The following is a 24,677-nucleotide window of genomic DNA, read 5'->3' on the forward strand; positions in this document are numbered from 1 at the left end:
CTTGCTTACCGAGTTTTCCCTGCGGAAAACTCGCGCATATTATTTCTCAACCTCAGTACATTTTAGATGCAAGTCGTCCAATTGGCTTTGGTCAACTGCGCTTGGACACTCGTCCATAGGAGAAGCCGCCAGATTGTTCTTCGGGAAGGCGATTACCTCGTGGATGCTTTCCTCGTGGCACATGAGCATGATAAGGCGGTCGAGTCCCGGTGCGATTCCTCCGTGCGGCGGCGCGCCGAACTTGAATGCCTGTACCAAGAAGCCGAACGCTTTTTCTGCGCGCTCGCGGCTGTAGCCTACGATTTCAAAAATGCGCTCCTGCAATGCAGGGTCGTTGATACGCATTGAGCCTGAAGCAAGCTCGTAGCCGTTCAAAACAAGGTCGTAAAGGTCGCCTTTTACAGCTCCCGGGTCGCTTTCCAAAGAGTCCCAGTATTTTTTCTGCGGAAGCGTGAACATGTGGTGCTCTGTTTCCCACTTGTTTTCTTCCTCGTTCCATGCAAAGTACGGGAAGTCGATAATCCAGGCAAAGTGGAACTCGTCCTTTGGATTGTAAAGGTTCAAGTCTTTTCCAAGCTGCTTGCGCACTGCTCCGAGCGCGACGCACGCTGTCTGCCATTTTTCGTCGCTTACAAACAGAAGAAGGTCGTTCTTTTCTGCTCCGAGCTTTGAGCAGATTTCCGCTTCTTTTCCGGCAAAGAACTTAGAGATTCCGCCTTCAAATTTTCCTTCCGCGTCAACCTTCATCCAGGCAAGGCCTTTCGCATGGTTGATTTTTGCGACTGCTTCCAAAGCTTCAATGTGCTTTCTTGAATATTTGTCCGCCGCGTTCTTTACAACAAGGGCTTTGAGTCCACTTCTCTTGTGGCGTTCGATGTTCTTGTCTGCGTTTGCGGCTCCTGCCTTGAATGCGTTAAAGTCGCTCAAATCCGCCATAAATGCCGCATCCTGCATCTTCATGTCAAAGCGCAAGTCCGGCTTGTCGCTTCCGTAAAGGTCAAAAGCGTCGTCCCAGCTGATTCTGTCAAAGTGAACTGGAAGTTCGTAGTTCAAGGTTTTCTTGAAAATATGGCGCATAAGCTCTTCGGTTGTCTCAAGAACTTCCTCGCGGTTTGTGAATGACATTTCCATATCAATCTGAGTGAATTCCGGCTGGCGGTCTCCGCGTGCGTCCTCATCGCGGTAGCAGCGCGCAATCTGAAAATACTTGTCAAAGCCCGAAACCATCAGAAGCTGCTTGTAAAGCTGTGGCGACTGCGGCAAGGAATAGAATTTTCCCGGGTGAACACGGCTTGGAACAAGGTAGTCGCGCGCGCCTTCCGGAGTTGATTTAATAAAAGTAGGAGTTTCAATTTCCAAAAATCCCTTTGAAGTCAAGAATTCGCGTGTCGCAAAAGTTACCGCTGAGCGCAAAATAATGTTGTGCTGCATAGGCTCGCGGCGAAGGTCAAGGTAGCGGTATTTTAGGCGCAAATCCTCGTTTGGAAGAACAACTGTTCCGTCCTTCTGGCGAACTTCCTCAATAGAAAAAGGAAGCTCCTGCGATGTTGTGAAGATTTCAATGTCGCTTGCCTCAACTTCAATCTCGCCGGTCGCCATGTCCTTGTTCACGTCTTTTTCCGCGCGGGCCGCAACAATTCCTTCAACAGCGATACAATATTCTGACTTTAATGAAGCGGCGATTTTTTTTACCTCGTCCGAAGCATTGTCGCCGACCATCACCTGTGTGATTCCATAGCGGTCGCGAAGACGGATAAAAACAAGTCCGCCCAAGTCGCGCGTGCGGCTGACCCAGCCGTTCAATACAACTTTCTTGCCGACGTCAGCCTTAGTAAGCTCGCCGCAAGTTACTGTTCTTTTACTGTTTTCCATAAATATGCCTTTCGCGCCAAAAAAACAGCGCACATTTTAAGATTTTTTTATTTTAATGACTAAACCATTTTTGAGCAATTCAAAAACACGGGTGGCTCGCCAACAAGTTGCCGCCGGCAGTTCCGCAGTTCGCTCACGCTCTAAGTCCTCACCGTGCAAAAAAACACGGTTGCGGTCTTCGGCTTTGGCTGTTAAAACAACCGTCGCCGCTGCTCCATTGCCTGCCACAAAACCTAGCCCCGATTGGAACAGCGCCGGAGGCGTTCGGCTTTGCCGAATGCAGCGTATAGCGGAACTGTGGAAAGCGGGTTTGCGGGCAAATTGCGCTCCGGCCTCTTAAAACAAAATTTTTTTGAGTTTTTTATATTAAATTAACGGCTTTTTTGCTATAACTTTTGTTAATATTCGTTTTTTGAGTTAGTTTTATGAAATTCGTTAAACAATTCGCAATTTTTGTAACAATCTGCTTTATTGGCGAGGTTTTGCACAAAATTATTCCGCTGCCTGTCCCGGCTTCGATTTACGGCCTTGTGCTCATGTTCTGCGCGTTAAAGTTTAAAATTATGCCGTTGCAGGAAGTCGAAGTTTTTTCTGATTTTCTTTTGGAAATTATGCCTCTTCTTTTTATTCCTTCGACCGTTGGTTTAATCGTTGCCTGGCCAATTATTCAAAAACACTGGGTTCCGATTTTAATTATAACTTTGCTCGGCACAACTTTTATTTTTTTTGTTGTCGGCCACGTAACTCAATTTTTTGCAAAACTTGCGCGTTCCCGAAATAACAAAAAATCTTCCGGCAATTTAGAATCTCAGCCGTCAAATTCTATGGCAGACAATAAGGATTAAAAAATGGAGCATATTTCAACTTTTTTAACAAATTCTGTTTCGTTTGGATTTTCAATAACGCTTATAAGTTTTTTGGCGGCAACCTGGCTTTATAAAAAAACACATTTTGTTCTTTTTTCGCCGCTTTTTGTTTCCAGCGCAATTGTAATCGCTGTTTTGATTATTTTTAAAATTCCTTATTCCGAATACTTAAAAAGCGCCAATTTTTTGTATTATCTTATGACGCCGGTAACAGTCGCTCTCGCAATTCCTCTTTACCGTCAATTCCAAAAACTTCGTGAAAATGCGCTTGCAATCGTGCTTGGAATAGTAAGCGGAATTATTTCCAACGCTTTTTTTGTTCTTGGAGTTTGCCTTATTTTTAAAATCGGGCACGAAGAATACGTTTCTCTTCTTCCAAAATCAATTACAACGCCAATCGCAATTGCAATCACCGAACAGAACGGCGGCCTTGCAGCCCTTACAATTATGATGGTCAGCGTGGCAGGAATTTTTTGCAACACTTTTGCCCTAATTCTCTGCCGTCTTTTTAAAATTGCAGAACCTGTAGCCCGCGGTGTCGCATGCGGAACTTGCGGGCACGCAATGGGAACTTCAAAAGCTCTGGAAATGGGCGATGTTGAAGGCGCAATGAGCGGTCTGAGCATTGCTGTCTGCGGAGTTCTTTCCGTAATAATTCTTCCGTTTTTTATGGGATTGAATTAGTTTTTTGGCAAACTTCGGTTCATTATTTTTATAAATTTTTCTATAAAAAATGCTCATTGTAGTGCTATAATAGAAAAACTATGAACCAAGGAATTGCAAAACGCCGCGCTTTTTTAACTCAACGCAAAAATCAGGGAAACCGTGTTACTGTCGGTTTTACAGGAATTGCCGATTTCCGTTCATTTATCGGTCAAGAATACATTGCCGGCATGATGAAGGCCGCCTCTGATTACGATTTAAATTTCATCAACTTTGCAGGAGCAATCAAATATTCGCTTTTTGACGATATTGATTTTATTTCACACTATCTGAAAACTTTCCGTTTTATGAAAGCTCCTCTCGTTGACGGACTTGTAACCTGGACTTCTTCGCTCTGCTCTTTTTTAGACACAAAAACCATAGTTCAAACTTTTAATGCTTTAAAACCGCTTCCAATGGTAGACATCGGTTATCTTGATATTGAAGGAATTCCGTGTATCCGCATAGACAACAATTCTTCAATCGCGCTGATAATGGATCATCTTATAAATAAGCACGGCTACAAGCACTTTGTCTTTATTGGTTCAAAAATTTCAGAACCACATATCCGCCGTCTTAACGCTTTTCAAAACGAACTTAAAAAATACGGAATTTCAGAACTGCCTGATTCAATCTATATGACAAAAACGATGGATTCGATCGACATTGCCATGGCAGTTAACAAACTTTGTTCTGCTTACAACTTAAAAGACCGCTCAGAAATCGACTGCATTATAACGTCTTCGGACATTATTGCGGCCACTGTAATCGAAGAATTAGACAAACAAAATATCTGCGTTCCGAAAGATGTTGCCGTAACAGGCTTTAACAACCAATACAATGGAATTACCGCGCGGTCTCCAGTTACAACGATGAATCTTGAGTATTTTAAGCGCGGTTATGCTGCTGTTGAACTTTTAATCGACAGAATTATGGCTCCGGAAGAAAAATTCAAGACGCGTCTTGTTCCTACAACCCTTCTTATCCGCCAGTCGTGCGGTTGTTTTGAACAGAGCATTGAAGATGCCGGCGAAGAAATAAACACATCGAACTCTATGCATGGCTCAAATCTGTCCGAAGAAGAAGTTAGAAACTATCTTTTTAAATTAACCCGAAATATTTTTTCAGGACGCTCGGAAGCAGAAATCAAAAATCTTATTGATGCTATTTTTGATGATATTTATGAACAAAAAAGTCCTAGCTCAATATTGCGATGGTTTCAAAATCTCTTGCAAAATATCCGGAAAGATTCTGTCCTTGTAAATAGCGAGCTCCAGCAAAATATTACAAACTTGCGAAAAATCATTCTTCCAATGGTAAAAGACGATGAAAAACAGTTTTCTCATATCGAAAATATTTTTCATCAGCTACGTTCACTTGTTTCAGTTTTTATTGAATACGACACTCTCTCAACCCGCGAAAATTCTTATTTAATGAACAATTTGTCTCAAATTGCCATGAATTTTGCAAGCGCGACGACTGGAAAACAAATTCAAGACGTTTTGCGTTATCAGCTTTCAGAAATGGAAATTCCTGGAATTGTGCTTTGCCTTTCCGACAATATGACAATTGATTTGACTTCTTCAAACATCGAATTGATTTTGCCGGAGCCGCCTCTCGACATAAAGGAAAAACTGCCTTTCAAAGTTTACGATCCAGCCTGTATTCCAAAAACTTTTTTTCCGCATGGCAGACGCTACAGTCTTATGCTCGAAATTCTTTATCACGCTGACAGATACTTTGGCTATGCTTTTTTGGAAATCGGCACTCAGAACATTTCTGTTTACGACACTGTGCGAATGCTTTTGAGCAATGCGCTTCATTCTGTCTACTTAAAAGAAGGCCGCACAAAAGAACGGTCAATGCTGCTTTCAAGCGAGCAGCTTGTTGGAATTTTGCATTTAAAATCCGAAAATTCGCAGGAAAACCGGAATGGAATTACTGTCCGGCAAATTACAAATTATCTGGTTGAACATCTAAGTGAAATGACAAATCTCGACAAAATGGCAGATGAGCTTATGGTAAGTAAATCTCATCTTGTACGCAGAGCAAAGGAACTGACGGGCTTTACAATTCAAACCTTGCACGAAAAATTAAAAATTGAGCAGGCAAAAAATCTTCTCCAGGTTGAATCTATAAAACTTGCAGAAATTGCTTCGCGCCTTGGTTTTCAAAATCAGAATTACTTTAGCTCAGTATTCAAAAAAAATACCGGCATGAGCCCGCGCGCATGGGCACACCGGTATCATTAAAAACTAAAATCCTGCTTTTAATCCGACGTAAGCGGCAAAACCTGTTACGCCGAAACTTCTTGAAAAGTCCGCGCCCCGAGTTTGAACTCCGGCGTCAATTTCAAGAATATGGGCATTTATTATAAAGCCCATAGAATGTTTGAAGATAAGATTTTCGTATCCTGTTGCAAATTTCAAGCCAACAACGTTCAGCAACCTGAAGTCTGCGGATAAATTGTATTCACCGTAAACCATGCAGTCGCTTGAATAAGGATTCCGCACTGCAAGATCAACTTTCGGACAAATTTCGCACCACGCTCCAAAAGGTCTCCAGGTAGCTTCCAAACCGAAAATAAACGGCCTGTGCACTTTTTTTGTTTCCTTGCTGTAAACGGTATCATCTTCACCATAATCTTTTGTATAAGAATTTGTCTCGTCAAAAATACCAAAGGCATTCTGCTGCTCAAAAACTCCCCAGAAGCGTTTATAAGCCTTGTATTTTAAGCGTCCTGGAACAACTGGTATTCTTGTAAAAATTCCAAGATCAAGTCTTTTTCCAAACGATTTTTCAACTTCGCCCGAAAAGTCAAAACCGGCGCTTTTTACAAGTTCAGAGAGAGATTCCTGAATAAATGCAGAATCAATTGTCTTGTCGTCAATTCCATCCAAATCAATTGCAGAATAAACATTTAACGGCAAATCTGCTTCTGCGCGCATTAAACCGTCTTCGTTCGATGTGTATTTTGCTGTTCCTTTTGTTTCCATAATATGAATTACAGGAGCAAAAATTGCCGGCGTAAAATGCACTCCATAATCTTTTATCTTTGTCTTGAATGTTGCTCCAGTCTGAACATAAACATCGCTAAAAATCTTTAGATCAATCGTTTCGCTCGAATTTACTTCAAAACCTTTGCAAAAAAGATCAAAAAAGTTTTTTGAAATGCCTGTATATCCTGAGCCGCCAATTCCCCAGAAAAAATTAAGCCTGAACTTTTCGTTAAAATTAAGCGCAAACCAGCTTTTTACGTTGGCATTAAAATCTATTATAAAACCGTCATCGGAAAGCTCATTTGAAAATTCGTCCAAGTCGATAACAAGGTCTTTTACAAGCAAGTCCGTTAAGCGGACAAAATTGTTAGAAGCTCCGGCTTCTGTTTCAATCCCAAGTTCAATTTTACGGTCGTAACGTTTCAATTCTGCAAACGAAAGAGAAGCGCAAATAAAAGTCAAAAAACAAACAAGAAGTTTTTTCATTTTAGTTTTCCTCCTTTTCGTTTTTGTTCCAGATTTCAACCTGCCCGCTAAGTTTTACTTGAACATATCCTGACATTCCAAACTCCGCATTGCGAGGAATTTGCCTTAACTGTCCGTCAGCCTTTATTTTGACCGGAATTTTTGGTGTAAAAGGATAATTGTCAAAAACATTTTTTATTTCTTCGCCAGTCAGTCCAATTTTTTTGAACTTTGCGCCTGGTTCGCTTTGTTCAAACGAAAGAGTTTTTTCTTCTATAAGATTTCTGTCATCTTTTATACTTCCCGAAATTTCCAGCTGAGTAGAATTTGTTGTCTTGTAATAAATCGAAACCGAATCTACAAGATCAAAATAATCTGTAACATCCTCAAAATCTTCTTCACTGTCGCGTTTTAAGAGGTCTTCGTTTTCGTCAAAGTCATCGTCGCCGTTTATTGTATTTATAAGATGACGAATGTCAGAAACCGTCACATAACCGTCTGCTTCATGATAATCAAGCGGAAAATCAACCTTGTCTGTCAAAGTAAACTGCAGCGGAACTTTAAGAAGAATAAAAATCTGAACCGACTTTAATTCAGTCAATTTTTCAAAATCTTCGCCAGTTAATTCGAGTTCATTTGTCGCATTTGAAAAACCGCTCAATTCGTATTTGATTTTTAAACTGTCCGGCATATCGTTCAAAAGCTCGCAAACCGCAGAATCTTTCGTCTTTACAGAATAGTTTTCTGGAGAAAAAATCGAAGAATCTGTAATCATATAATCTTCGTCGGCAAGCGCATCCAAATCAATTTGAGTTTCTTTAAGGCCAAGACTGCCATTTACAAGCTCTGAAGTTTTACTAATTCCGTCAGTTTCGTAAACAGCTTCCAGTTTACAGTTCGAATAATTGACTCCGTTAAAAACCTTAATTCCCGGCTGAATCGCAAAAACATAGCCTTCAACTCCAGAAAACTGAATATTTTTTATAAGGTCGCTCGCATCTCCAAGATTGTCCTTTAACAAATTGGAGAAATTCAAACCGGTGTCAACTTCGCCAGTCAAATCCGAAGCCTCGCTCAAAGCGGAAATGTCGACTTTAAGGCTTTTGATTTTATCAATCTTACAAGAACCGCCGATTTCTACTTCGGGATTGGCAGTTGCTTCATCAAAAATAAGGGTTGCATTTTCAAAACTGACAGAAACCTGTCCGCTTACCTTGACGTTTCCTGCATCATCGGAAGGTTTTATAGTCTGATTTTCGAGAATTGCGGTTTTATTGAAAAGATATTTTGCGGCGTCTTCGGCAGATAATGTTTCGTCAGAAAATTCATTTTCAGAAACCTTAAAACCGTCTCCCTGCGAAACATTTATTTTTTCAATGCCGGCAGTAATTCCGCTCCAGCCATCTGGAATTGTGCTGAACACGTTCAATTTTCCAGATTCGATTTCCGCGCTGATTAAATAATCGTTTATACCGCTAAAATCAAAGTCGCTCTCAAAAGAAACACAGCCGTCAGGAGTCTCTGGATTATCGTCCAAGTCTCCAATTTCTTCGGCAGTCATGGTTAAACCAGCAACCTGCTTTATCTTGAAAGAATCTGCCTGCATAGAAACTTTAAAATTATGAACGGTGCCTGCTGTTCCGCCCTTCATTGTTCCAGAAAGCTTAAATCTCATTTCAGGCTGCAAAATTTTTCCGCTCAGGTCGAGCACAAGGGGAGAATCTCCTGTTCCAGAAGCAATATTGCGCTCTTCGCTCGAAGCAATTTCATTTCCAATTTCGTCACACAAAATTACTTTTGCGTTCAATTCAAAATCTTCGGAAACAGCGTTTTCTGGATTTACAGAGATTTTAAAACTTCCGGCAGAAAGCTTAATTCTTGAAAAAGAAGGTGCCGTAATATTAAAAGGGATTCCCTTGTTTTCTGGAATTACCGAATCAGTGCCAGTTTCTATAATTGGATAAGATTTTTCTTCGATTTTGAGGGCCTCTCCGATATTTTCGTTCAAATTTGAAATTTCAATTTTTGTCGAAAAATTCATATCGTTTGTGCCGTCAGCAGAAAGCCCAAGAGATACTTCCTTAATCGGATATTTTATTAAATATTGAAGCACATCGTCGTCGCATTTGGTCGGATTGTAATCGTAAACTTTTATTTCTTCCGAACCTTCTGAAAGATTTTCGCTAAAATTCTTGCGCAGCTCGCTTGCGCTCATCTTGTCGCGAATCAAAAAAGAGCCGCTGCCAAGCGGAAATTCGTAATTTGTTCCGCTCGTCTTTATGGAAATTCTTTCTGGAGCTTCCAAGTCGCATGAGAAAAAATTAAAACCTGCAAATAGTCCGCTAAGGACTAAAAAAAATTGCCATTTCTGTTTCATACCACAAGTATAAAGCAAAAATGGCAAATTCCAATAATTTTAGCGTTATTTTCCTATAAAATAACGCTTTTTTCGATTATTTCTGATTATTGAAGAACGCTGCAAACGGATTGTATGACAAGCCGTCATCGCTTCCACGGTTTGCGCCCGGACGCTTAGAACCGGCAAATGTGGCTTCGCGAGGTTTTTCGCCTCCCTTTTTAACAACGACAACCTTGCGTCTTGGAGCGCTTCCGTCCATAGCCTTTGGCTTTTTGCCTTCATTTGTCTGTCCAAGACGAGTGTGAGCGTCGCTCTTTAACGAAAGAGAAATGCGCTTGCGGTCTTTGTCCAGGTCGATAATCGTAAATTCTTTTACATCGCCAACTTTTACAACGTCCATTGGGTCAGAAACAAAATTGTCGCTCAATTCAGAAACGTGAATCAAAGCTGTTTCGTGCAAGCCAATGTCAACAAATGCACCAAAGTCAACAACATTCTTGATTTTTCCGGTAACTTTCATTCCGACGGTCAAATCTTCAAAATTTACAACGCCCTTCTGCATGATTGGAGCCGGATAGCCGTCGCGAGGGTCGCGGTTTGGTTTTCCAAGTTCTTCTATTATATCGTTCAAAGTTGTTTCGCCGACGCTGTATTTTTCGCAGAGAGATTTTTTTACATCTGCAGGAACTGTCTTTTTCTGCTGAACGTAAGACAATACTTCGCGGGCAACTTCGTAGTTTTCCGGGTGAACCCAAGTATTGTCGAGCGGATCGGAACTTTCTGCAATTTTAAGGAAGCCTGCGCACTGCTCAAAAGCCTTCGGTCCAATTCCAGGAACTTTTTTAAGCTCTTCGCGGCTCTTGATTTTTCCGTTTGTGTCGCGATAAGCAACGATTTTTTTTGCTGTTGAAAGGTTGATTCCAGAAACGTATTTTAAAAGCATATAAGAGGCAGTGTTCAGATTAACACCGACATTGTTTACAACTGACGAAACTACTTCATCAAGCTGTTCAGCAAGTTTTTTCTGATTTACGTCGTGCTGATAAAGTCCAACGCCAATTGCTTTTGGATCGATCTTTACAAGTTCGGCAAGAGGATCCTGAAGACGGCGGCCCATCGAAATTGCGCCACGAACCATAACATCAAGTTCCGGAAATTCCTCTGTCGCAACAGGAGAAGCAGAATAAACAGAAGCTCCGCTTTCATCAACAACAGTGTATTTTACATCAGAATCAGAATAATTCTCAGAAAGAACTTTAGAAACAATCGCCTGTACTTCCTGAGAACCAGTTCCGTTACCAACTGCAATTACCTGAATGTCGTATTTGTCGATTGCATTGTTAATTTGCTCGTAAGCGTCCTGCGGATTCTGCTCCTGAAAGATTTTGAAAAATCCGAGGAATTTTCCAGTTTCGTCGAGAGCGGCGCATTTTGTTCCGTTTCTGTAGCCAGGGTCAACGCCAAGAACGCGGCTTCCCTTGATTGGCTGTGTCATAAGAAGATTTTTTAAGTTTTCTGAGAAAAGCTCGATTCCGTGGTCGTCAGCTTCGTCAGTCTCGTTGCTGCGAATTTCGCGGACTACGGCAGGAGAAAGAAGGCGGACAAGTCCATCTTCAACCGCATCATTGTGGTACTTATTAGAAGGTTTTGCTTTTTTCTGCAAAAGAGCGATTGCACCGTCAACCGGCACATTGATATTTACAGAAAGCGCGCCTTCACGCTCTGCGCGGTTCATTGCAAGAATTCTGTGCGGCTTAACCTGATTCAAACTTTCGGAATAATCCCAGTACATTTTATATGTAGAAGTTTTTTCCGCAGTTTCGGCATCAGCTCCTTCAGGAACAATTCCTTTTGTTTCGATTGCGCCTTCCGCCATGTAAAGATCATGGACATCCGAGCGGTTCTGAGGATTTTGGGAAGTTCTCTCGGCAATAATATCCTGCGCTCCGGCAATTGCGTCCATAAACGACTCAACATTCAAAGCGGCATCTTCGTTATCAGTCTTGATGAATTTTTGCGCTTCGGCTTCGACTGCGGCATCGTCGTTCTGTCCTTCAATAAAATCTGCCAAAGGCTCAAGACCTTTTTCTATTGCAACCATTCCGCGGGTTTTCTTTTTTTTCTTGAACGGCGCCCACAAATCTTCAAGCTCTGTCAAAGTTTTTGCGCCCATAACAGCATTGTAAAGGCTTTCGGTTAGTTTTCCCTGGCCAAAAATTCCGCGGACAATTTCCAGACGGCGTTCTTCAAGATTTTTATATGATTTAAACTTGTGATCACATTCAGCAACTTCAACTTCGTTAAGATTGTCAGTTTTGTCTTTGCGGTAACGCGAAATAAAGGCAATTGTACAGTCTTCGTTAATCAAACTTATAACAGCGCTAACCTGACTTACACGGATATTAAGCTCTTCCGCAATTTTTTTCATAATGTCCACTTCGTTGACAACGAGGGCGTCGATAGATTCTTGTGTAAATTCCATAGTTTTTTTATTTTACAAAAAAAAAGGCTCATATTCAATTTAATTTTTTTCCAGACAGATGAACTCAAATTCTTTTCATAAAATTTAATTATAACCTTGAAAAGTTACCGATTGTTCGATATATTTTAGTTACCGATTGTTCGGTAGTTTTTTTTACAAGGAAGTTGTCGTGTCTCAAAAAACTTCAACAAAGCAGCTTATTTTAGACGCAGCATTCTCTTTTTACGAACAGCCATATTTTAAGGATTTTTCGATGAGCCAGCTAGCGGCAAAAGTCGGAATTTCAAAAACGGCAATCTATCGTCATTTTAAAAACAGAGATGCTATTGTAGAAAGTATGCAGAAACAGTTTTTTGATATTCTTTACTCTCAGCTATCGGCAATTCAAAACAAAAATTCTGATTCAGAAAACCTAAATGAACAAATTGCAAGAATAATCAGCTTTTTTACAGAAAATTCTCAATATATAAACTACTTTATAATTATTCATGCGCAGATAAAAGATTTTGAAAAAAAAGTTTGTGATGAATTTCGTTCAAGAGGCCTGAAAAACGATTTTGACAAATCTTATCAAAAAAACACGCTGGCAAAATATTCACGCATTTATTTTTGCGCAGTTACAATTTTGTATTTTATAAAATTACGTGAAAAAGCAATTATCTGCGAAAAAAAAACGGATTCACCCGGTGATTTTTCAAAAAAAATGGTGAATTTTATTCAAAAAGGAATTGTCGGTACAATCGGAGAATCTAATCAGACTTCAAAAATTTCAAAAGAGCGTTTTGCGCAACTCGATGAAATTTGCAAAATTAACGAAGAAGATTTGCCAAAAGAAGATAAAATTTTTACCGCTTTTTCAAATGTGATTGCAAAATATGGAATAAACAACGTTACAGTCGAACATATTGCCGACGAGCTCAACTTGGCAAAAAGCAGCCTGTATTTTTATTTTGAAAACAAAAACAAAATGCTTCTTCATCTTGTTGCAAAGGAAATTTCGCTTTTAGGAACAATTTGCGAAGAAAACTGCGCCGAAGCCAAAACTTACACGGAATTCATCTATATCAATATGAAAACCGAGATTTCGTATTTTTCCACACGGTCTTCGATTTTGTCACTTTGCTGCTGGCTTTTGCAAAATGGAGCAGAACACACTGTCGATGACGAAAAAGAGTTTTTAGGCCCAAATAATGTCTGGGAAACGAGAATGACCGAGATTGCCCAAAAAGTTGACCTTGGATTTTCGGTTCGTCCGGAACATATTACGATTTGGTCAGGTCTTTTGCCTGTTTCGCTTATAATTCTAAAAATAAAACACGAGTTTTCGGACGAAGAAACTAACCAGGCCTTGAATTATATGTTTGATTTTTTGATGTATGGAGCAAAATTTTAAACTAAGGAACTGAAATTTGGACTAAAAAATGAAGCCTTTCAGGATTTTGAATTTTTTGACAGTCCTAAAATAAAAGTAAAAAATATTGGAGGTAAAGAAACAAAATGAAAAAATTACTTGTTGCATTCAGTTTAACTCTTTTTATTTCTGCTGGTTTTGCCCAGGAACAAAAAGAAAAAACCGTTACTTTAACGATAGACCAGGCTGTTGAATACGCATTAAAAAACAGCCGCACCTTAAAAAGCAACGACATTGATTTAGAAATGAAAAAACGCGCTTCGGACGTAAGCTGGAACGTTTTTTTGCCAAATGTTTCTGTAAACGGAACAATGAAACGCTCAAACGAAATCAGTCCTTCTTACGCCCAATATGGCATCACAGATTATCCAGATGAGGAATCTCGCTGGGATGTAATCGGAGGCGCTTCTGTAAGCTGGAATTTTACACCTGCATACATTGCAAAAATTCAAATTGCAAAGGCAAATTACGAGGCAGGAAAAATAAGCTGGGAACAAAGCCAGAATGAAACTCTCGTAAATGTCAAAAAAATTTATTACGGGCTTCTTCTTCAGCAGGAAAGCTTAAAAATTCAAAAAACGACTCTCGAAAATGCTCGTCGGCGAATGATTCAGGCGGAAGCAAACTTTAAAAGCGGCCTTGTTCCAGAAATCAGCCTTTTGCAAACTCAGGTAAACTACGAAAATACAAAACCGACAGTTGATTCTGCAGAACAGACTTTGAACCAGCAGTTCGACACTTTTGCTTTTTTAATCGGACTTCCAGTCGGCACAAAAATTGAGCTTACAAGTTCTATCGAGCCGCAATATGTCGATGTAACGACAGAAGGCTTGCTAAATGAATACGCAGACAACGACCTTCAGATTCAGTCAATGAAGAAAAATATGGAAACCGCAAAATTAGGAATTACCGCCCTCGACCTTTCAACCTGGGTTCCGACATTTGCATTAAGCTATGGCTGGACTCCGATGTACACAGACGGTTCTGCGCTGGGACTTCCACAAAACGCTAAGGCATTCGGTTTTGCAGGAGATTTGGGAAAAAATGACAAATGGTACGATTCAGGAAGTTTAACCTTAACGCTTGCCTGGAACCTTACAAATATGCTCCCGTGGTCTTCAAACAGACAGCAGGTAAAAGATTACCGACAGCAGCTTGCCCAGCTTGAACTTGCAGTTGAAAGCCTTAAAGAAAACCAGAAGGTTCAGGTTCGCAAAGCCGTGGATACGTTAAACCAGGCAAAACAGCAGATTGAAAATATGAACCGCTCAGTTCAGCTTGCTCAAAAAGCCTATGATATGCAGCTGCGCTCTTACCGCAGCGGAACTACAGAACTCCTGGACTTGCGCGATTCTGAAAATTCTTTGAATCAGGCAAAGCTTGGCCAGTTGAACCAAAAATACCAGTATATTTCCGCTCTTATGGATTTGGAAAATACTCTGAATGTAAAACTAACAGGCGGATCTAATTCTGCCATAACAAAATAAATATCATATCTAAAACTGGAGGAAACTTATGAAACTTAAAAAATTGATTTTTACAATTGGCGCTCTTGCAATAACATTACCTTTGGCAATAAGTTGCGGAGGCAAAAAAAACGACGCTGCCGCAGAAGCAAACTCGGAAGCTGAACAGGTTTTTGCAGTAAGCACTTTGACAACCGCAGCCGGAAATCTCGACGATTATCTTGAATTTGGCGGAGACATCAGTTCTGTAAACTCAGTTGCCGTTTTGCCGGATCAGGGAGGAAAAATTACAAATATTCTCGTAAACGTTGGCGACATGGTAAATAAAGGTCAGGTAATCGCTTATGTAAACCCGCTTCGCGCAGGAGCAGTTTACAACGACAGCCCGGTTCACTCACCAATTACAGGAAGAATCACTTCTCTTCCAACTACAATCGGCTCGACAGTAAGCCAGTCTTCTCCTATTGCAAATGTTGCGCGCACAGACGACCTCGAAATCAAAATCAACATTGCAGAACGCTTTATCAGCAGAATTTCTGACAAGCAAAAAGCAACTGTAACTTTCGATGCTTATCCAAATGTTGTATTTCCGGCAACTGTTTTTGAAATCAGCCCGGTTCTCGACACAGCAACACGCACAATGGGCGTAAAGCTTCATTTTGACAAAAAAGACAGCCGCGTAAAAGTCGGAATGTACGGCCGCGTAAGGCTCGTAACAGAATCTGTAAAAGACGCAATCGTAATTCCTTCGACAGCAGTTGTAACACGCGATTCAGCAAATTACGTTTTCGTAGTTGAGCCTCATTCAGACAAACGCTCAACCGTAAAACTTGTTCCTGTAACAGCCGGACTTTCTGTCGATAACAAAACTGAAATTGCAAAAGGCCTTAAAGCCGGAGATGAAATCGTAATAAAAGGCATGTCGCTTTTGAATGATGGCGTAAAAGTAAACATCACTTCAAATTCAACTTCAAACTAAGCCGAAAAAAACAGTATCTGGAGATTTATATGACATTTTCTGAAAAGTGTGTAAATAAACCCGTAACAACCCAACTTCTTTTTGTACTGGCAGTTATTCTTGGAATTTTCTGTACAACCCAGCTTCCAATTGATATGTTCCCGGAAATGGATTTGCCGTACATGATTGTATTTACTTCTTACGACAATGCAGGTCCGGAAGAAGTTGAGCAAAGCGTTACATCAACCCTCGAAACTTCCCTTTCCGGTCTTTCGGGCTTAAAAAAGATGCAGTCCCGCTCAATGTCAGGACTTTCTATCGTATTCCTCGAATTCAATTACGGTACAAATCTTGACGCCGCAGGAGGAGATGTCCGGGACAAAATCGATATGGTGCGCGGTTATTTGCCAGATGATGCCGATTCACCTATTACAATCAAAATGGATCCTTCAATGATGCCAATTTTGAATCTGGCAGTGCGAGGAAACCGTACTCCAGAAGAATTGAGGACTATGGCCGAAGACGTAATCAAACCCCGCCTTGAACAGCTTGACGGAATCGCTTCCGCAACAGTTTCTGGCGGACGAGAAGAATCAATCAACGTAGACATTCCGCGAGACCGGCTTGAAGCCTATGGGCTTACAATCAGCACAGTTGCGCAGATGATTGGAGTTCAGAACATTCAGTCTTCTGGCGGTACAATCACTTCTGGAGATATAAATTATACAATCAAAAACGATGGTAAATACAAAAGCATAGAAGACCTTAAAAACACTGTAATTTCTTACAAAGCAGGCTCAGACTACGAAGTTCGTACAATCCGTCTCCGCGACATTGCAGACGTTTACGATGGATACAAGGACGAATCCACACTTGCATATCTTGACGGCAGTCCTTGTGTAATGATTATGCTTACAAAACAGTCAGGCAAAAACTCTGTTCAGGCTGCAAAAAACGTACGCAAACAGCTTCCAAAGATTCAGACGGAACTTCCTGCAGACGTTGAAATTCTCGAAACTTCAAACACTGTAGACATCATCTCTCAGACAATCAACGAAGTTGTAAATTCGGTAGTTCAGGGTGCTTTGCTAGCAATTGCAGTCCTTTTCATCTTCCTTCGAAGCTTAAAATCAACGCTTATCGTAGGACTTTCAATTCCGCTTTCTGTTTTGATTACACTCGTCTGTATGTACTTAAAAGGAATTACAATCAATATGATTTCTATGGCAGGACTTTTGCTAGGTATTGGTATGCTTGTAGATAACTCGATTGTAGTTCTTGAAAATATTTACTCTTATATTCAGCGCGATGCAAAACCAAAGGTTGCAGCGATTCTTGGTTCACAGGAAATGGTTACTTCAATCATGGGTTCAACCTTGACTTCTGTTTGTATCTTCCTTCCAATGCTTGTTTTTCAGAAAAAATTGGGCATGATGGGACAGATGTTCAACGATTTGGCATACACAATCATTTTCTCGCTTATGTCTTCTCTTGTCGTTGCCATTGCCTTGGTTCCGGTTTTGTGTTCAAAATATGTATCTAAAGTCGGCGGAACAAGAAACGAAGGCAGAGGTTTTGCTTATGCCATAAACAAGTTTTTTAACAACTTCTTTGACAAACTTGATGAAAAATATGCGTCAGGAGTTGCATTTGTACTTCACCACAGAAAAACATTTATTGCGGCAATTGTTGTTCTCTTCTTTGTTTCAATGGGCGCAATTAAACTAGTTGGATTCGTCTTTATGCCGGCCTCTGCTGCTAACAGCGTTGAAGTGGACTTTAAACTTGCGCAAGGAACAAAACTTTCAATTACGGAAGATGTTATCCGCGAATTTGAAACAATGGCTCTCGAAGAATTAAAAGGCATTAAATATTCAAGCGTAACAGTCGGCGGAACAAGCATGATTTCTTCATCATCAGAAACAAATACAGGTTCTGTAACATTCAGCTTGTACGAACCAAAAGACCGTCTGCCAGGATACGACAACGAAAAAACAGCAAAAGCAAAGCTCAGAAAATACTTTACAATGTTCCCAGGAGCAACCTTGAGTTTTGCCGCAAATGCAAACAGCGCTTCAAGTTCTTCCGGTGTATCTGTAAACATTAAATCAGACGATCTGGATCTTGTAATGGAAACTTCACGCCAAGTTCGCAAAGTTCTCGAAGAAAAAGGAAAAGACTGGGTAAGCGAAGTAGATTCAGACCTTGAAGACGGACTTCCACAGGCAAATATTATTTTTGACCGCGACAGAATGCAGGAATTCGGACTTAACGTTTATACAGTCGGTTCAGAAATAGCAGGCGTAATCAACGGAAAAACCGCAAGCCGGTTTACAAAAAACGGAGACGATATTGATGTTGTTGTCCGCGTTTCGGAAAAAGACCGCGAACGACTTGGCGATCTCGACTCAATTTCCATGGTAACTTCAAGCGGAAAGAGAATTCCTCTTTCAAGTTTTGCGCATTATGAAGAATCAACCGCTCCTGTTACAATTTTCCGCGAAAATCAGTCGCGAATCATTCACGTAACTGCAAAGCCAAACGAAGGACTTTCTATCGGCGATGTTCAAAAAGAAGTTGTAAAACTTATCGAACAGAACATTACAAAAGAAGACGGCGTAATTATCAGTTATTCTGGCGACCTCGAAGACATGATGGAAGCAGTGTTTAACTTCGGCCTTGTTATCATTCTTGCAGCCTTCCTCGTATTCGTAGTAATGGCATCTCAGTTTGAATCAATGCTCGACCCGTTCATTGTAATTCTTACAATTCCATTGTCGTTTATCGGCGTAATGACAATTTATGCGCTCACTGGAAACCAACTTAACGTAATTACAATCATGGGCGTTCTGGTTCTTGTCGGAACAATTGTAAACAACGGTATTGTTCTTGTTGACTACACAAACCTTCTTAGAAAACGTGGCTACGAACTCGAAGAAGCATGTATTCAGGCAGCACGCAACCGCCTGCGCCCAATTCTTATGTCAACATTGACAACCGTAATCTCGCTTGCTCCAATGGCATTCTTCCCAGGAGAAGGCTCGTCTTCAATGCAACCAATTTCACTCACAGTATTCGGAGGAATGACATTCGGTTCGTTAATGACGCTCTTTATTATGCCGTCAATTTACTATATCTTTAATAGCCGACGGCTTAAAAAGGCCGCAAAAAAAGCCGCAAAGCAAAAGGCAATTGAAACAAAACAGTCCGGCAATAAATAAAAACAAAAGTCGGAGAGGAGGTCTTTATGGAGAATAAAATGTCATATATCGAAAATATCAGAAAACACGCCGGAAAATTGACACGGCTGGAAATTATTACTTCCCAGGCGCTCGAAGAAGACTTTATGGAAGAATTTAAGGAACAGAAAGTCGCCGCCCGTTACACAAAACTGGCAAACGTAATGGGAGCCGGCTATTCAAATCCACGCCTCGGAGACGCAATTTGGCCACAGCTCAACATAATGTACATAATTTACTGTCAGGAAGAAGAGGCTGAAAAAATAATCGCAATCTGCCAAAAGCTCCGCGAAAAATACATGGCCGAAGGCATTGCCTGCTTTAAGAGCAGCGCCGAAGAAGTCTAACTGTCCGCTAGCAACCAGCTAACAATTTGCAGCCACAAAATATAATTTTCTAAAAAGCGATGGATAATAAATCTGTCGCTTTTTTTATTTTGGGCGTTTCCTGTAACTGCTCAAAAAAATCAAAAACGGCATTGCCCGCCAGCCAAATGGCGGCAAAAACATAAAAAAAACACAATTCCGCACTAAAAAACACACAGGCCGCGCTTTCCGTGGCTACGGCGTCTAACGCGCCTCCGGTGCTTCGCACTTGCCAGACAACCACTGCAATCGCTAACGCATAAAATATCTGTTTTGCATTTAAATTTTTCATAAAAAAACCCTTCGATTGCAAAACCGAAGGGCTTTTCAAATTATTGCATTACTGCTTACTTAGGCTGTTTTCCGATGTATGCAAGGATTCCGCCGTCTACGTAAAGGATGTGTCCGTTTACTGCGTTTGAAGCGTCAGAAGCCAAGAATACAGCTGGTCCTGCGAGTTCCTCTGCGTCAAGCCAGCGTCCAGCCGGTGTGCGTCCGCAGATGAACTGGTCGAACGGATGGCGTGAGCCGTCAGGCTGCTTCTCGCGGAGAGGAGCTGTCTGCGGTGTCGCAATGTATCCAGGTCCGATTCCGTTGCACTGGATGTTGTCTGCGCCGTACTCAGAACAGATGTTCTTTGTGAGCATTTTAAGTCCGCCCTTTGCAGCAGCGTATGCAGATACAGTCTCGCGTCCAAGTTCAGACATCATAGAACAGATGTTGATGATTTTTCCGTGTCCCTTTTTAATCATTCCAGGAATTACTGCTTTTGAAACGATGAATGGAGCGTTAAGGTCTACATCGATTACAGCGCGGAAGTCCTCTGCAGACATTTCTGTCATCGGGATTCTCTTGATAATTCCAGCATTGTTTACAAGAATATCTACAACGCCAACATCTTTTTCGATTTTTTTAACAGTTTCAATAACCTGATCTTCTTTTGTAACATCGCAGATATATCCGTGTACGTCGTTGATTCCGTTTTCTTTGTAGTTTGCAAAACCTTTTTCCAACTGTTCCTGTCCACGGTCGTTAAAAACGATTTTTGCGCCAGCAGCATGGAATGCTTTTGCAATTGCAAAACCGATGCCATAAGAAGCGCCTGTAATCCAAGCTACTTTGCCAGTAAGGTCAAAGTCTTTCATTTCAAATGCTTTTGCCATTTTTTTATAGCCTCCAATAATTATTACTTTAAAGATATAAAAATGACTTTGTAAGGTCAATAAAATTACGCCGTCATATTTAACAAAATTATTTCGCCTTAAAAAGCGCTCGTTGAATTCTGACAAATTATTTACAAATCTTCAAGACCAAGAATAAAAATATTTTTATCTTCGAATTTCAAGATTTTTTTAATATTTTCTTTAGGGATTGAACTTTTGCATTTTGACTCAACATCATCTTCTTCTTCAAGATTCTGCACGTCCAAAACTTGGTCTGCAACCAAACCATAAAGCGTTATTTTTTCGCTCTCTTCTTCCTCTTTTTTTACGGAAATAACGATAATTTTAGTACTTTTGTCCGGCTCTTTTTCTTTTAAGCCGAATTTTTTTCTCAAATTGATAACCGTAATTCCCTGCTCGCGAGAATAAATCAGTCCTTCAATATAATTTTTTGCACCAGGAATTATCGTAAAATTTCCATAATTCAGAACTTCGAGAACATTTGTAATTTCTACTGCGCAAATATTTGAATCTAATAAAAACGTTAAAAATGAATTTTTCATCTGCGTTTAAAATTCCTCAAAATCTGCGTCTTTTATTAAATCGGCAGTTGTTTTTCGAACAACAGTTCCCGAAATCGGATTGTCTTTCGGTTTTTCAGAAATTTTTTCTTCTTTTTTTTCTTCAACTACCTTTTTTTCAGCAGAATTTTCAAATTCAGTTTTGTCTTCCTTTTTCTGTTTTTTTTGCTCTTCCGTTTTTTCTACAGAATTTTTAAGTATTTCTTCGGTTTCTGCCACATTTTGATTAAACTCGTCCGGAGTTTTAAAGAATGCAATCGTCTGAACAAGTTTATGCGCTTCAGAACTGAGTTCTTCCGCCATAGCAGCCATTTCTTCGGCAGCACTTGCATTTTGCTGAACAACGCTGTCAAGCTGAACAATTGCCGTAGAAACCTGCTGCGCTCCGTTATCCTGCTCACGGCTTGCTGTAGCAATTTCCTGAATAAGCATTGAAGTTTCTTCGATTGAAGGAACCAGCCCGCCAATCATTTTTCCTGCGTTTTCTGCAGTTGCCAAAGTATGAACAGAAATTTCACTGATTTCTGCAGCAGATGCCTGTGTGCGTTCTGCAAGCTTTCTAACCTCGCTTGCAACAACCGCAAAGCCTTTTCCAGCATCTCCTGCTCTAGCAGCTTCAATTGCAGCGTTAAGAGCAAGCATATTTGTCTGTCCGGCAATGTCTTCGATTACCCCGATTTTTTCAGAAATTGTTTTTACAGCTTCTACAGCCTCGTTTACGGCAAGACCTCCAGCCTCACTGTCTGCATTCGTTTTTGCGGCAATTTGGCTTGTTTTTGTCGCGTTATCAGCCGTCTGACGAATATTGCTCGTCATCTGCTCCATTGTTGCGCTCATTTCTTCAGTAGAAGCGGCCTGTTCACTTGCCCCGGAAGAAACAGCCTGGCTCGAAGAAGAAAGCTGTTCACCGCCTGCACGAACGTTCATTGCGGCTTCGCGCACAGACTGAATAGTTTTTATAAGCGAGGTAACCATGTTCGAAAGCGCAATGCTCATATCACAAAGTTCATCTTTACGCTTTCTGAGTTTTTCAACAAGCTTTAAATCTTTTTCCTTTATAACAAGATCTCCGTTCGAAATGCTTGCAAGCGCATCACGTATGCTATTGAGCGGTTTTGAAATTGATGAGGCGTAAATCCATGAAATAACCACTGAACCTACAACAAAAATCAGAGTTACTACAAACATAAGGATTTTCATCATATCAACGGAACTCATAAACGCTTTTTCTGGAACCATAATTGAAAATGCCCAGTCTGTCGAAATTTTTTCATCTCCAATTGAAGAGTAAGCGGTGTAATACTTTTGGCCGTGAAATTTTATTTTTTCAATATCAGATTCACCATTCATCATCTTTTTGCTAATAGTGGCAAGACTTTTAAAAATGTTATTTTCCACTGAAAGCGCTTCGAAAGTTGAGTTGCTGCCTTTTGCGGCCGCAATGGTATTTGCAATCAAAATTCCGTCTTTTCTGTTGATTATAAAAGATTCTGTCCCCTTAACAAAATCCATATCTTCCGTAAACTCGTCCAAAAGACTTGTATCTGTCTTCATTGCAAGAATTCCAGAAATATTGTCTTTTTCGTCACGCAGAGGAACTGCAAAATAAAGCGCAAGCGCGCCCGTCGTTTTTGCAATTACAGGACCGTCAACTGAAGGCTTTCCGTTTATAGCCTGTTTAAAATACTCGCGTTCACTAATCTCGCATCTGTTTCCGTTCGATGTATATCCGTGTCCATCCTTGTCTGCCAAAACAAAATAATTTGCCCCAGAAAAATTCTTTTCAGAACCTTTTAAAATAAGAGCTTTTTCCCTTATAGAGAGGTTTGAGCGTAAATCTTCGCGGGTTGCAAGAGCCTTTACAACATCAAGATTTGCTTGAATTTCTTCAACTATAAGTTCTTTTGTCGTATAAATAAGAGCGCTTATTCCATGATTTGATGTAATATCTACTGCATCGCTGGCAAAAAATATTGAAATTCCAGCTAACGAAATTCCTAAAAATACTGAAACAAGTGCTACAAATCCGGTAACTGCATGGCGAATACTTTTCATAAAGACCTCTCACTAAAAGACATTTTCTATCCGATTATTTTTTTGACTATGGCAATAAGTTTTTCTGAAGTAAATGGCTTTACAATCCAGCCTGTAGCTCCTGCAGCCTTGCCTTCTTCCATTTTTGACGATTGATTTTCTGTTGTAAGGGCGATTATCGGCGTAAATTTATAACCGTTGGTATTTCTGAGTTCTTTTGTAAACTCAATTCCGTCCATATTCGGCATATTTATATCTGTGATGATTAAATTGAATTTATCAGCCTTTGCTTTTGCCAGTCCGTCAACTCCATCCTCGGCTTCTACAATTTCATAGCCTTCCTGACCCAAAATAAAAGAAATACTCTTCCTTATAGAAACAGAATCATCAACTGCAAGAATTTTTTTCGACATATTTAGTTCATCTCCTTAAGTTGCAATACAAACTTATTTACATTCTACCATTTAATTACTCATTTTCTGTTTTAATAACACGTTTTTATATGATTAAAATTCATATGCATAATTTTTGCTTTTGTGCAGACTTCTTCCGCGATTTTGTCCAAAGGCAGCACTTTATCGACGGCTCCGGCTTTTACGGCTTCGCCCGGCATTCCCCAGACAATGCTTGTTTTTTCGTCCTGGGCAATATTGTAGGCTCCGGCGTCGTGCATTTCCTTCATTCCGTGAGAACCATCGTCTCCCATTCCGGTCATTATTACGCCGATTGCATTTTTTCCGGCATATCGCGCAGCAGAACGAAAAAGAACATCGACAGAAGGCCTGTGCCTTGTTACAAGGGGACCATCTTTTATTTCAACAAAGTATGAATTTCCTTCTCTCTTTAAAAGCAGATGACTGTTTCCTGGAGCAATCAAAACCGTTCCAACTTTTACAACATCGCCGTTTGCAGCTTCTTTTACGGTGACTTTTGAAAGTCTGTCCAATCTTTCGGCAAAAGCCTGTGTAAAGTGCTCTGGCATATGCTGAACAACGACCATTCCAGGACAATCTTCCGGCAAAGCGCCCAAAAAGTCTTTTAAAGCCTCAGTTCCGCCTGTACTTGCGCCAACCACGACAACTGGCTCAGAAACTCCGAGAGAATTTGCAATCTGAATATCAGGCTTTTTCATAATAACATCGGCAGTATACTTCGGTTCAACAGACCGCCTTTGAATGTCGTTTTCTGCAAGGTTAAAAACTTCCTCGTTTTTTTGAACAGATGATTTTTTTACAGCAGAAGAATGTGACATCGCCTGAGAAGGAATCAGCTGCTTGATTTTTCCAGTGCAGCTGTATGCAGATTTTACCGCATCGCAAAGACGAATTTTTGACTCTTCGAGAAACTGTTTTGTTTGAAAAGACGGCTTTAAAATAACTTTGCATGCACCTAGATCATAGGCCTTTAACTCTTCCGGAGAATTATTTTTTACGAGTGCAGAACAGATTACGATTGGAATCGGGTCAATTGTTTCATTCATCTTTCGCAAAAAAGTAAGTCCGTCCATCCGGGCCATTTCAATGTCGGAAATAATTACGTCTGGGCGTTCATTTTGAAGCATGTGAACAGCAACAATCGGATCAGTAGCTGTTCCAATTACATGAATTTCTGGATCTGTTTCAAGAACCTGCGACAAGGTCTGTCTTACGAGCGAAGAATCGTCAATTACCAAAACTTTTATAATCATTTTTTTTGTCCGTTTTTTGTCAGGAAAA

Annotated in this window: 19 protein-coding genes; 8 read left to right on the forward strand and 11 right to left on the reverse strand. The window is 40.5% G+C overall.

Going from position 1 to position 24,677, the window contains the following annotated elements; genetic code table 11:
• Positions 1-39: 39 nt before the first annotated feature.
• Together aspS and B3Y13_RS02840 are read right to left on the reverse strand one after the other, a co-directional pair.
• Positions 40-1,872: an aspartate--tRNA ligase gene (aspS, locus tag B3Y13_RS02835; RefSeq protein WP_296692615.1), complete on the reverse strand. Its 1,833-nt coding sequence runs from the start codon at positions 1,870-1,872 to the stop codon at positions 40-42.
• Positions 1,873-1,908: 36 nt separating this feature from the next.
• Positions 1,909-2,100: a hypothetical protein gene (locus B3Y13_RS02840; RefSeq protein ID WP_296692618.1), complete on the reverse strand. Its 192-nt coding sequence runs from the start codon at positions 2,098-2,100 to the stop codon at positions 1,909-1,911.
• Between the two features lie 197 nt (positions 2,101-2,297).
• Here B3Y13_RS02840 and B3Y13_RS02845 point away from each other — a divergent pair, with 197 nt between their 5' ends.
• From B3Y13_RS02845 to B3Y13_RS02855, 3 genes are all read left to right on the forward strand, one after another.
• Complete coding sequence (locus B3Y13_RS02845; protein ID WP_296019017.1) at positions 2,298-2,717, forward strand: CidA/LrgA family protein; 420 nt, start codon at positions 2,298-2,300, stop codon at positions 2,715-2,717.
• A gap of 3 nt (positions 2,718-2,720) precedes the next feature.
• A complete protein-coding gene (locus B3Y13_RS02850; RefSeq protein ID WP_296019024.1) occupies positions 2,721-3,422 on the forward strand; it encodes an LrgB family protein in 702 nt (233 codons plus the stop codon).
• Between the two features lie 80 nt (positions 3,423-3,502).
• On the forward strand, positions 3,503-5,692 hold the full coding sequence (locus tag B3Y13_RS02855; protein ID WP_296692621.1) for a substrate-binding domain-containing protein: 2,190 nt from the start codon (positions 3,503-3,505) through the stop codon (positions 5,690-5,692).
• Positions 5,693-5,695: 3 nt separating this feature from the next.
• On the opposite strand, the gene B3Y13_RS02860 is transcribed toward B3Y13_RS02855, so the two are convergent.
• The 3 genes from B3Y13_RS02860 to B3Y13_RS02870 form a co-directional block, all read right to left on the reverse strand.
• The gene (locus B3Y13_RS02860) at positions 5,696-6,925 is read right to left on the reverse strand and encodes a hypothetical protein (protein WP_296692623.1); all 1,230 of its coding nucleotides are present in this window, start codon (positions 6,923-6,925) and stop codon (positions 5,696-5,698) included.
• A 1-nt stretch (position 6,926) separates the two neighbouring features.
• The gene (locus B3Y13_RS02865) at positions 6,927-9,281 is read right to left on the reverse strand and encodes a hypothetical protein (protein WP_296668486.1); all 2,355 of its coding nucleotides are present in this window, start codon (positions 9,279-9,281) and stop codon (positions 6,927-6,929) included.
• A gap of 76 nt (positions 9,282-9,357) precedes the next feature.
• Positions 9,358-11,745, reverse strand: a complete 2,388-nt coding sequence (locus tag B3Y13_RS02870; protein ID WP_296692625.1) for a helix-hairpin-helix domain-containing protein — start codon at positions 11,743-11,745, stop codon at positions 9,358-9,360.
• A gap of 136 nt (positions 11,746-11,881) precedes the next feature.
• Here B3Y13_RS02870 and B3Y13_RS02875 point away from each other — a divergent pair, with 136 nt between their 5' ends.
• The 5 genes from B3Y13_RS02875 (at position 11,882) to B3Y13_RS02895 (ending at position 19,166) form a co-directional block, all read left to right on the forward strand.
• Positions 11,882-13,138: a TetR/AcrR family transcriptional regulator gene (locus B3Y13_RS02875; RefSeq protein WP_296692628.1), complete on the forward strand. Its 1,257-nt coding sequence runs from the start codon at positions 11,882-11,884 to the stop codon at positions 13,136-13,138.
• Positions 13,139-13,242: 104 nt separating this feature from the next.
• Positions 13,243-14,643 (forward strand): TolC family protein, encoded by a 1,401-nt coding sequence (locus B3Y13_RS02880; protein ID WP_296668481.1) that lies wholly within the window; start codon positions 13,243-13,245, stop codon positions 14,641-14,643.
• A gap of 28 nt (positions 14,644-14,671) precedes the next feature.
• A complete protein-coding gene (locus tag B3Y13_RS02885) occupies positions 14,672-15,601 on the forward strand; it encodes an efflux RND transporter periplasmic adaptor subunit (protein WP_296019072.1) in 930 nt (309 codons plus the stop codon).
• A gap of 29 nt (positions 15,602-15,630) precedes the next feature.
• Positions 15,631-18,801 (forward strand): efflux RND transporter permease subunit, encoded by a 3,171-nt coding sequence (locus B3Y13_RS02890; protein WP_296019080.1) that lies wholly within the window; start codon positions 15,631-15,633, stop codon positions 18,799-18,801.
• A gap of 26 nt (positions 18,802-18,827) precedes the next feature.
• Positions 18,828-19,166 (forward strand): PG0541 family transporter-associated protein, encoded by a 339-nt coding sequence (locus B3Y13_RS02895; protein ID WP_296019088.1) that lies wholly within the window; start codon positions 18,828-18,830, stop codon positions 19,164-19,166.
• 49 nt (positions 19,167-19,215) lie between these two features.
• Here B3Y13_RS02895 and B3Y13_RS02900 read toward each other — a convergent pair whose 3' ends face one another.
• The 6 genes from B3Y13_RS02900 to B3Y13_RS02925 all read right to left on the reverse strand — a co-directional run bounded on the left by B3Y13_RS02900 (position 19,216) and on the right by B3Y13_RS02925 (position 24,649).
• Positions 19,216-19,476, reverse strand: coding sequence for a hypothetical protein (locus B3Y13_RS02900; protein ID WP_296692630.1), 261 nt, complete (start codon positions 19,474-19,476; stop codon positions 19,216-19,218).
• A 55-nt stretch (positions 19,477-19,531) separates the two neighbouring features.
• Positions 19,532-20,347, reverse strand: coding sequence for a gluconate 5-dehydrogenase (locus B3Y13_RS02905; protein ID WP_296667267.1), 816 nt, complete (start codon positions 20,345-20,347; stop codon positions 19,532-19,534).
• 131 nt (positions 20,348-20,478) lie between these two features.
• Complete coding sequence (locus B3Y13_RS02910) at positions 20,479-20,910, reverse strand: chemotaxis protein CheW (RefSeq protein WP_296692633.1); 432 nt, start codon at positions 20,908-20,910, stop codon at positions 20,479-20,481.
• 6 nt (positions 20,911-20,916) lie between these two features.
• A complete protein-coding gene (locus tag B3Y13_RS02915) occupies positions 20,917-22,983 on the reverse strand; it encodes a methyl-accepting chemotaxis protein (protein ID WP_296692635.1) in 2,067 nt (688 codons plus the stop codon).
• 26 nt (positions 22,984-23,009) lie between these two features.
• Complete coding sequence (locus B3Y13_RS02920) at positions 23,010-23,375, reverse strand: response regulator (protein ID WP_296019127.1); 366 nt, start codon at positions 23,373-23,375, stop codon at positions 23,010-23,012.
• Positions 23,376-23,446: 71 nt separating this feature from the next.
• A complete protein-coding gene (locus tag B3Y13_RS02925) occupies positions 23,447-24,649 on the reverse strand; it encodes a protein-glutamate methylesterase/protein-glutamine glutaminase (protein ID WP_296692638.1) in 1,203 nt (400 codons plus the stop codon).
• Between the last annotated feature and the right edge of the window lie 28 nt (positions 24,650-24,677).

Source organism: Treponema sp. UBA7567, from assembly GCF_002476655.1.
Classification (GTDB): Bacteria; Spirochaetota; Spirochaetia; order Treponematales; family Treponemataceae; genus Treponema_D.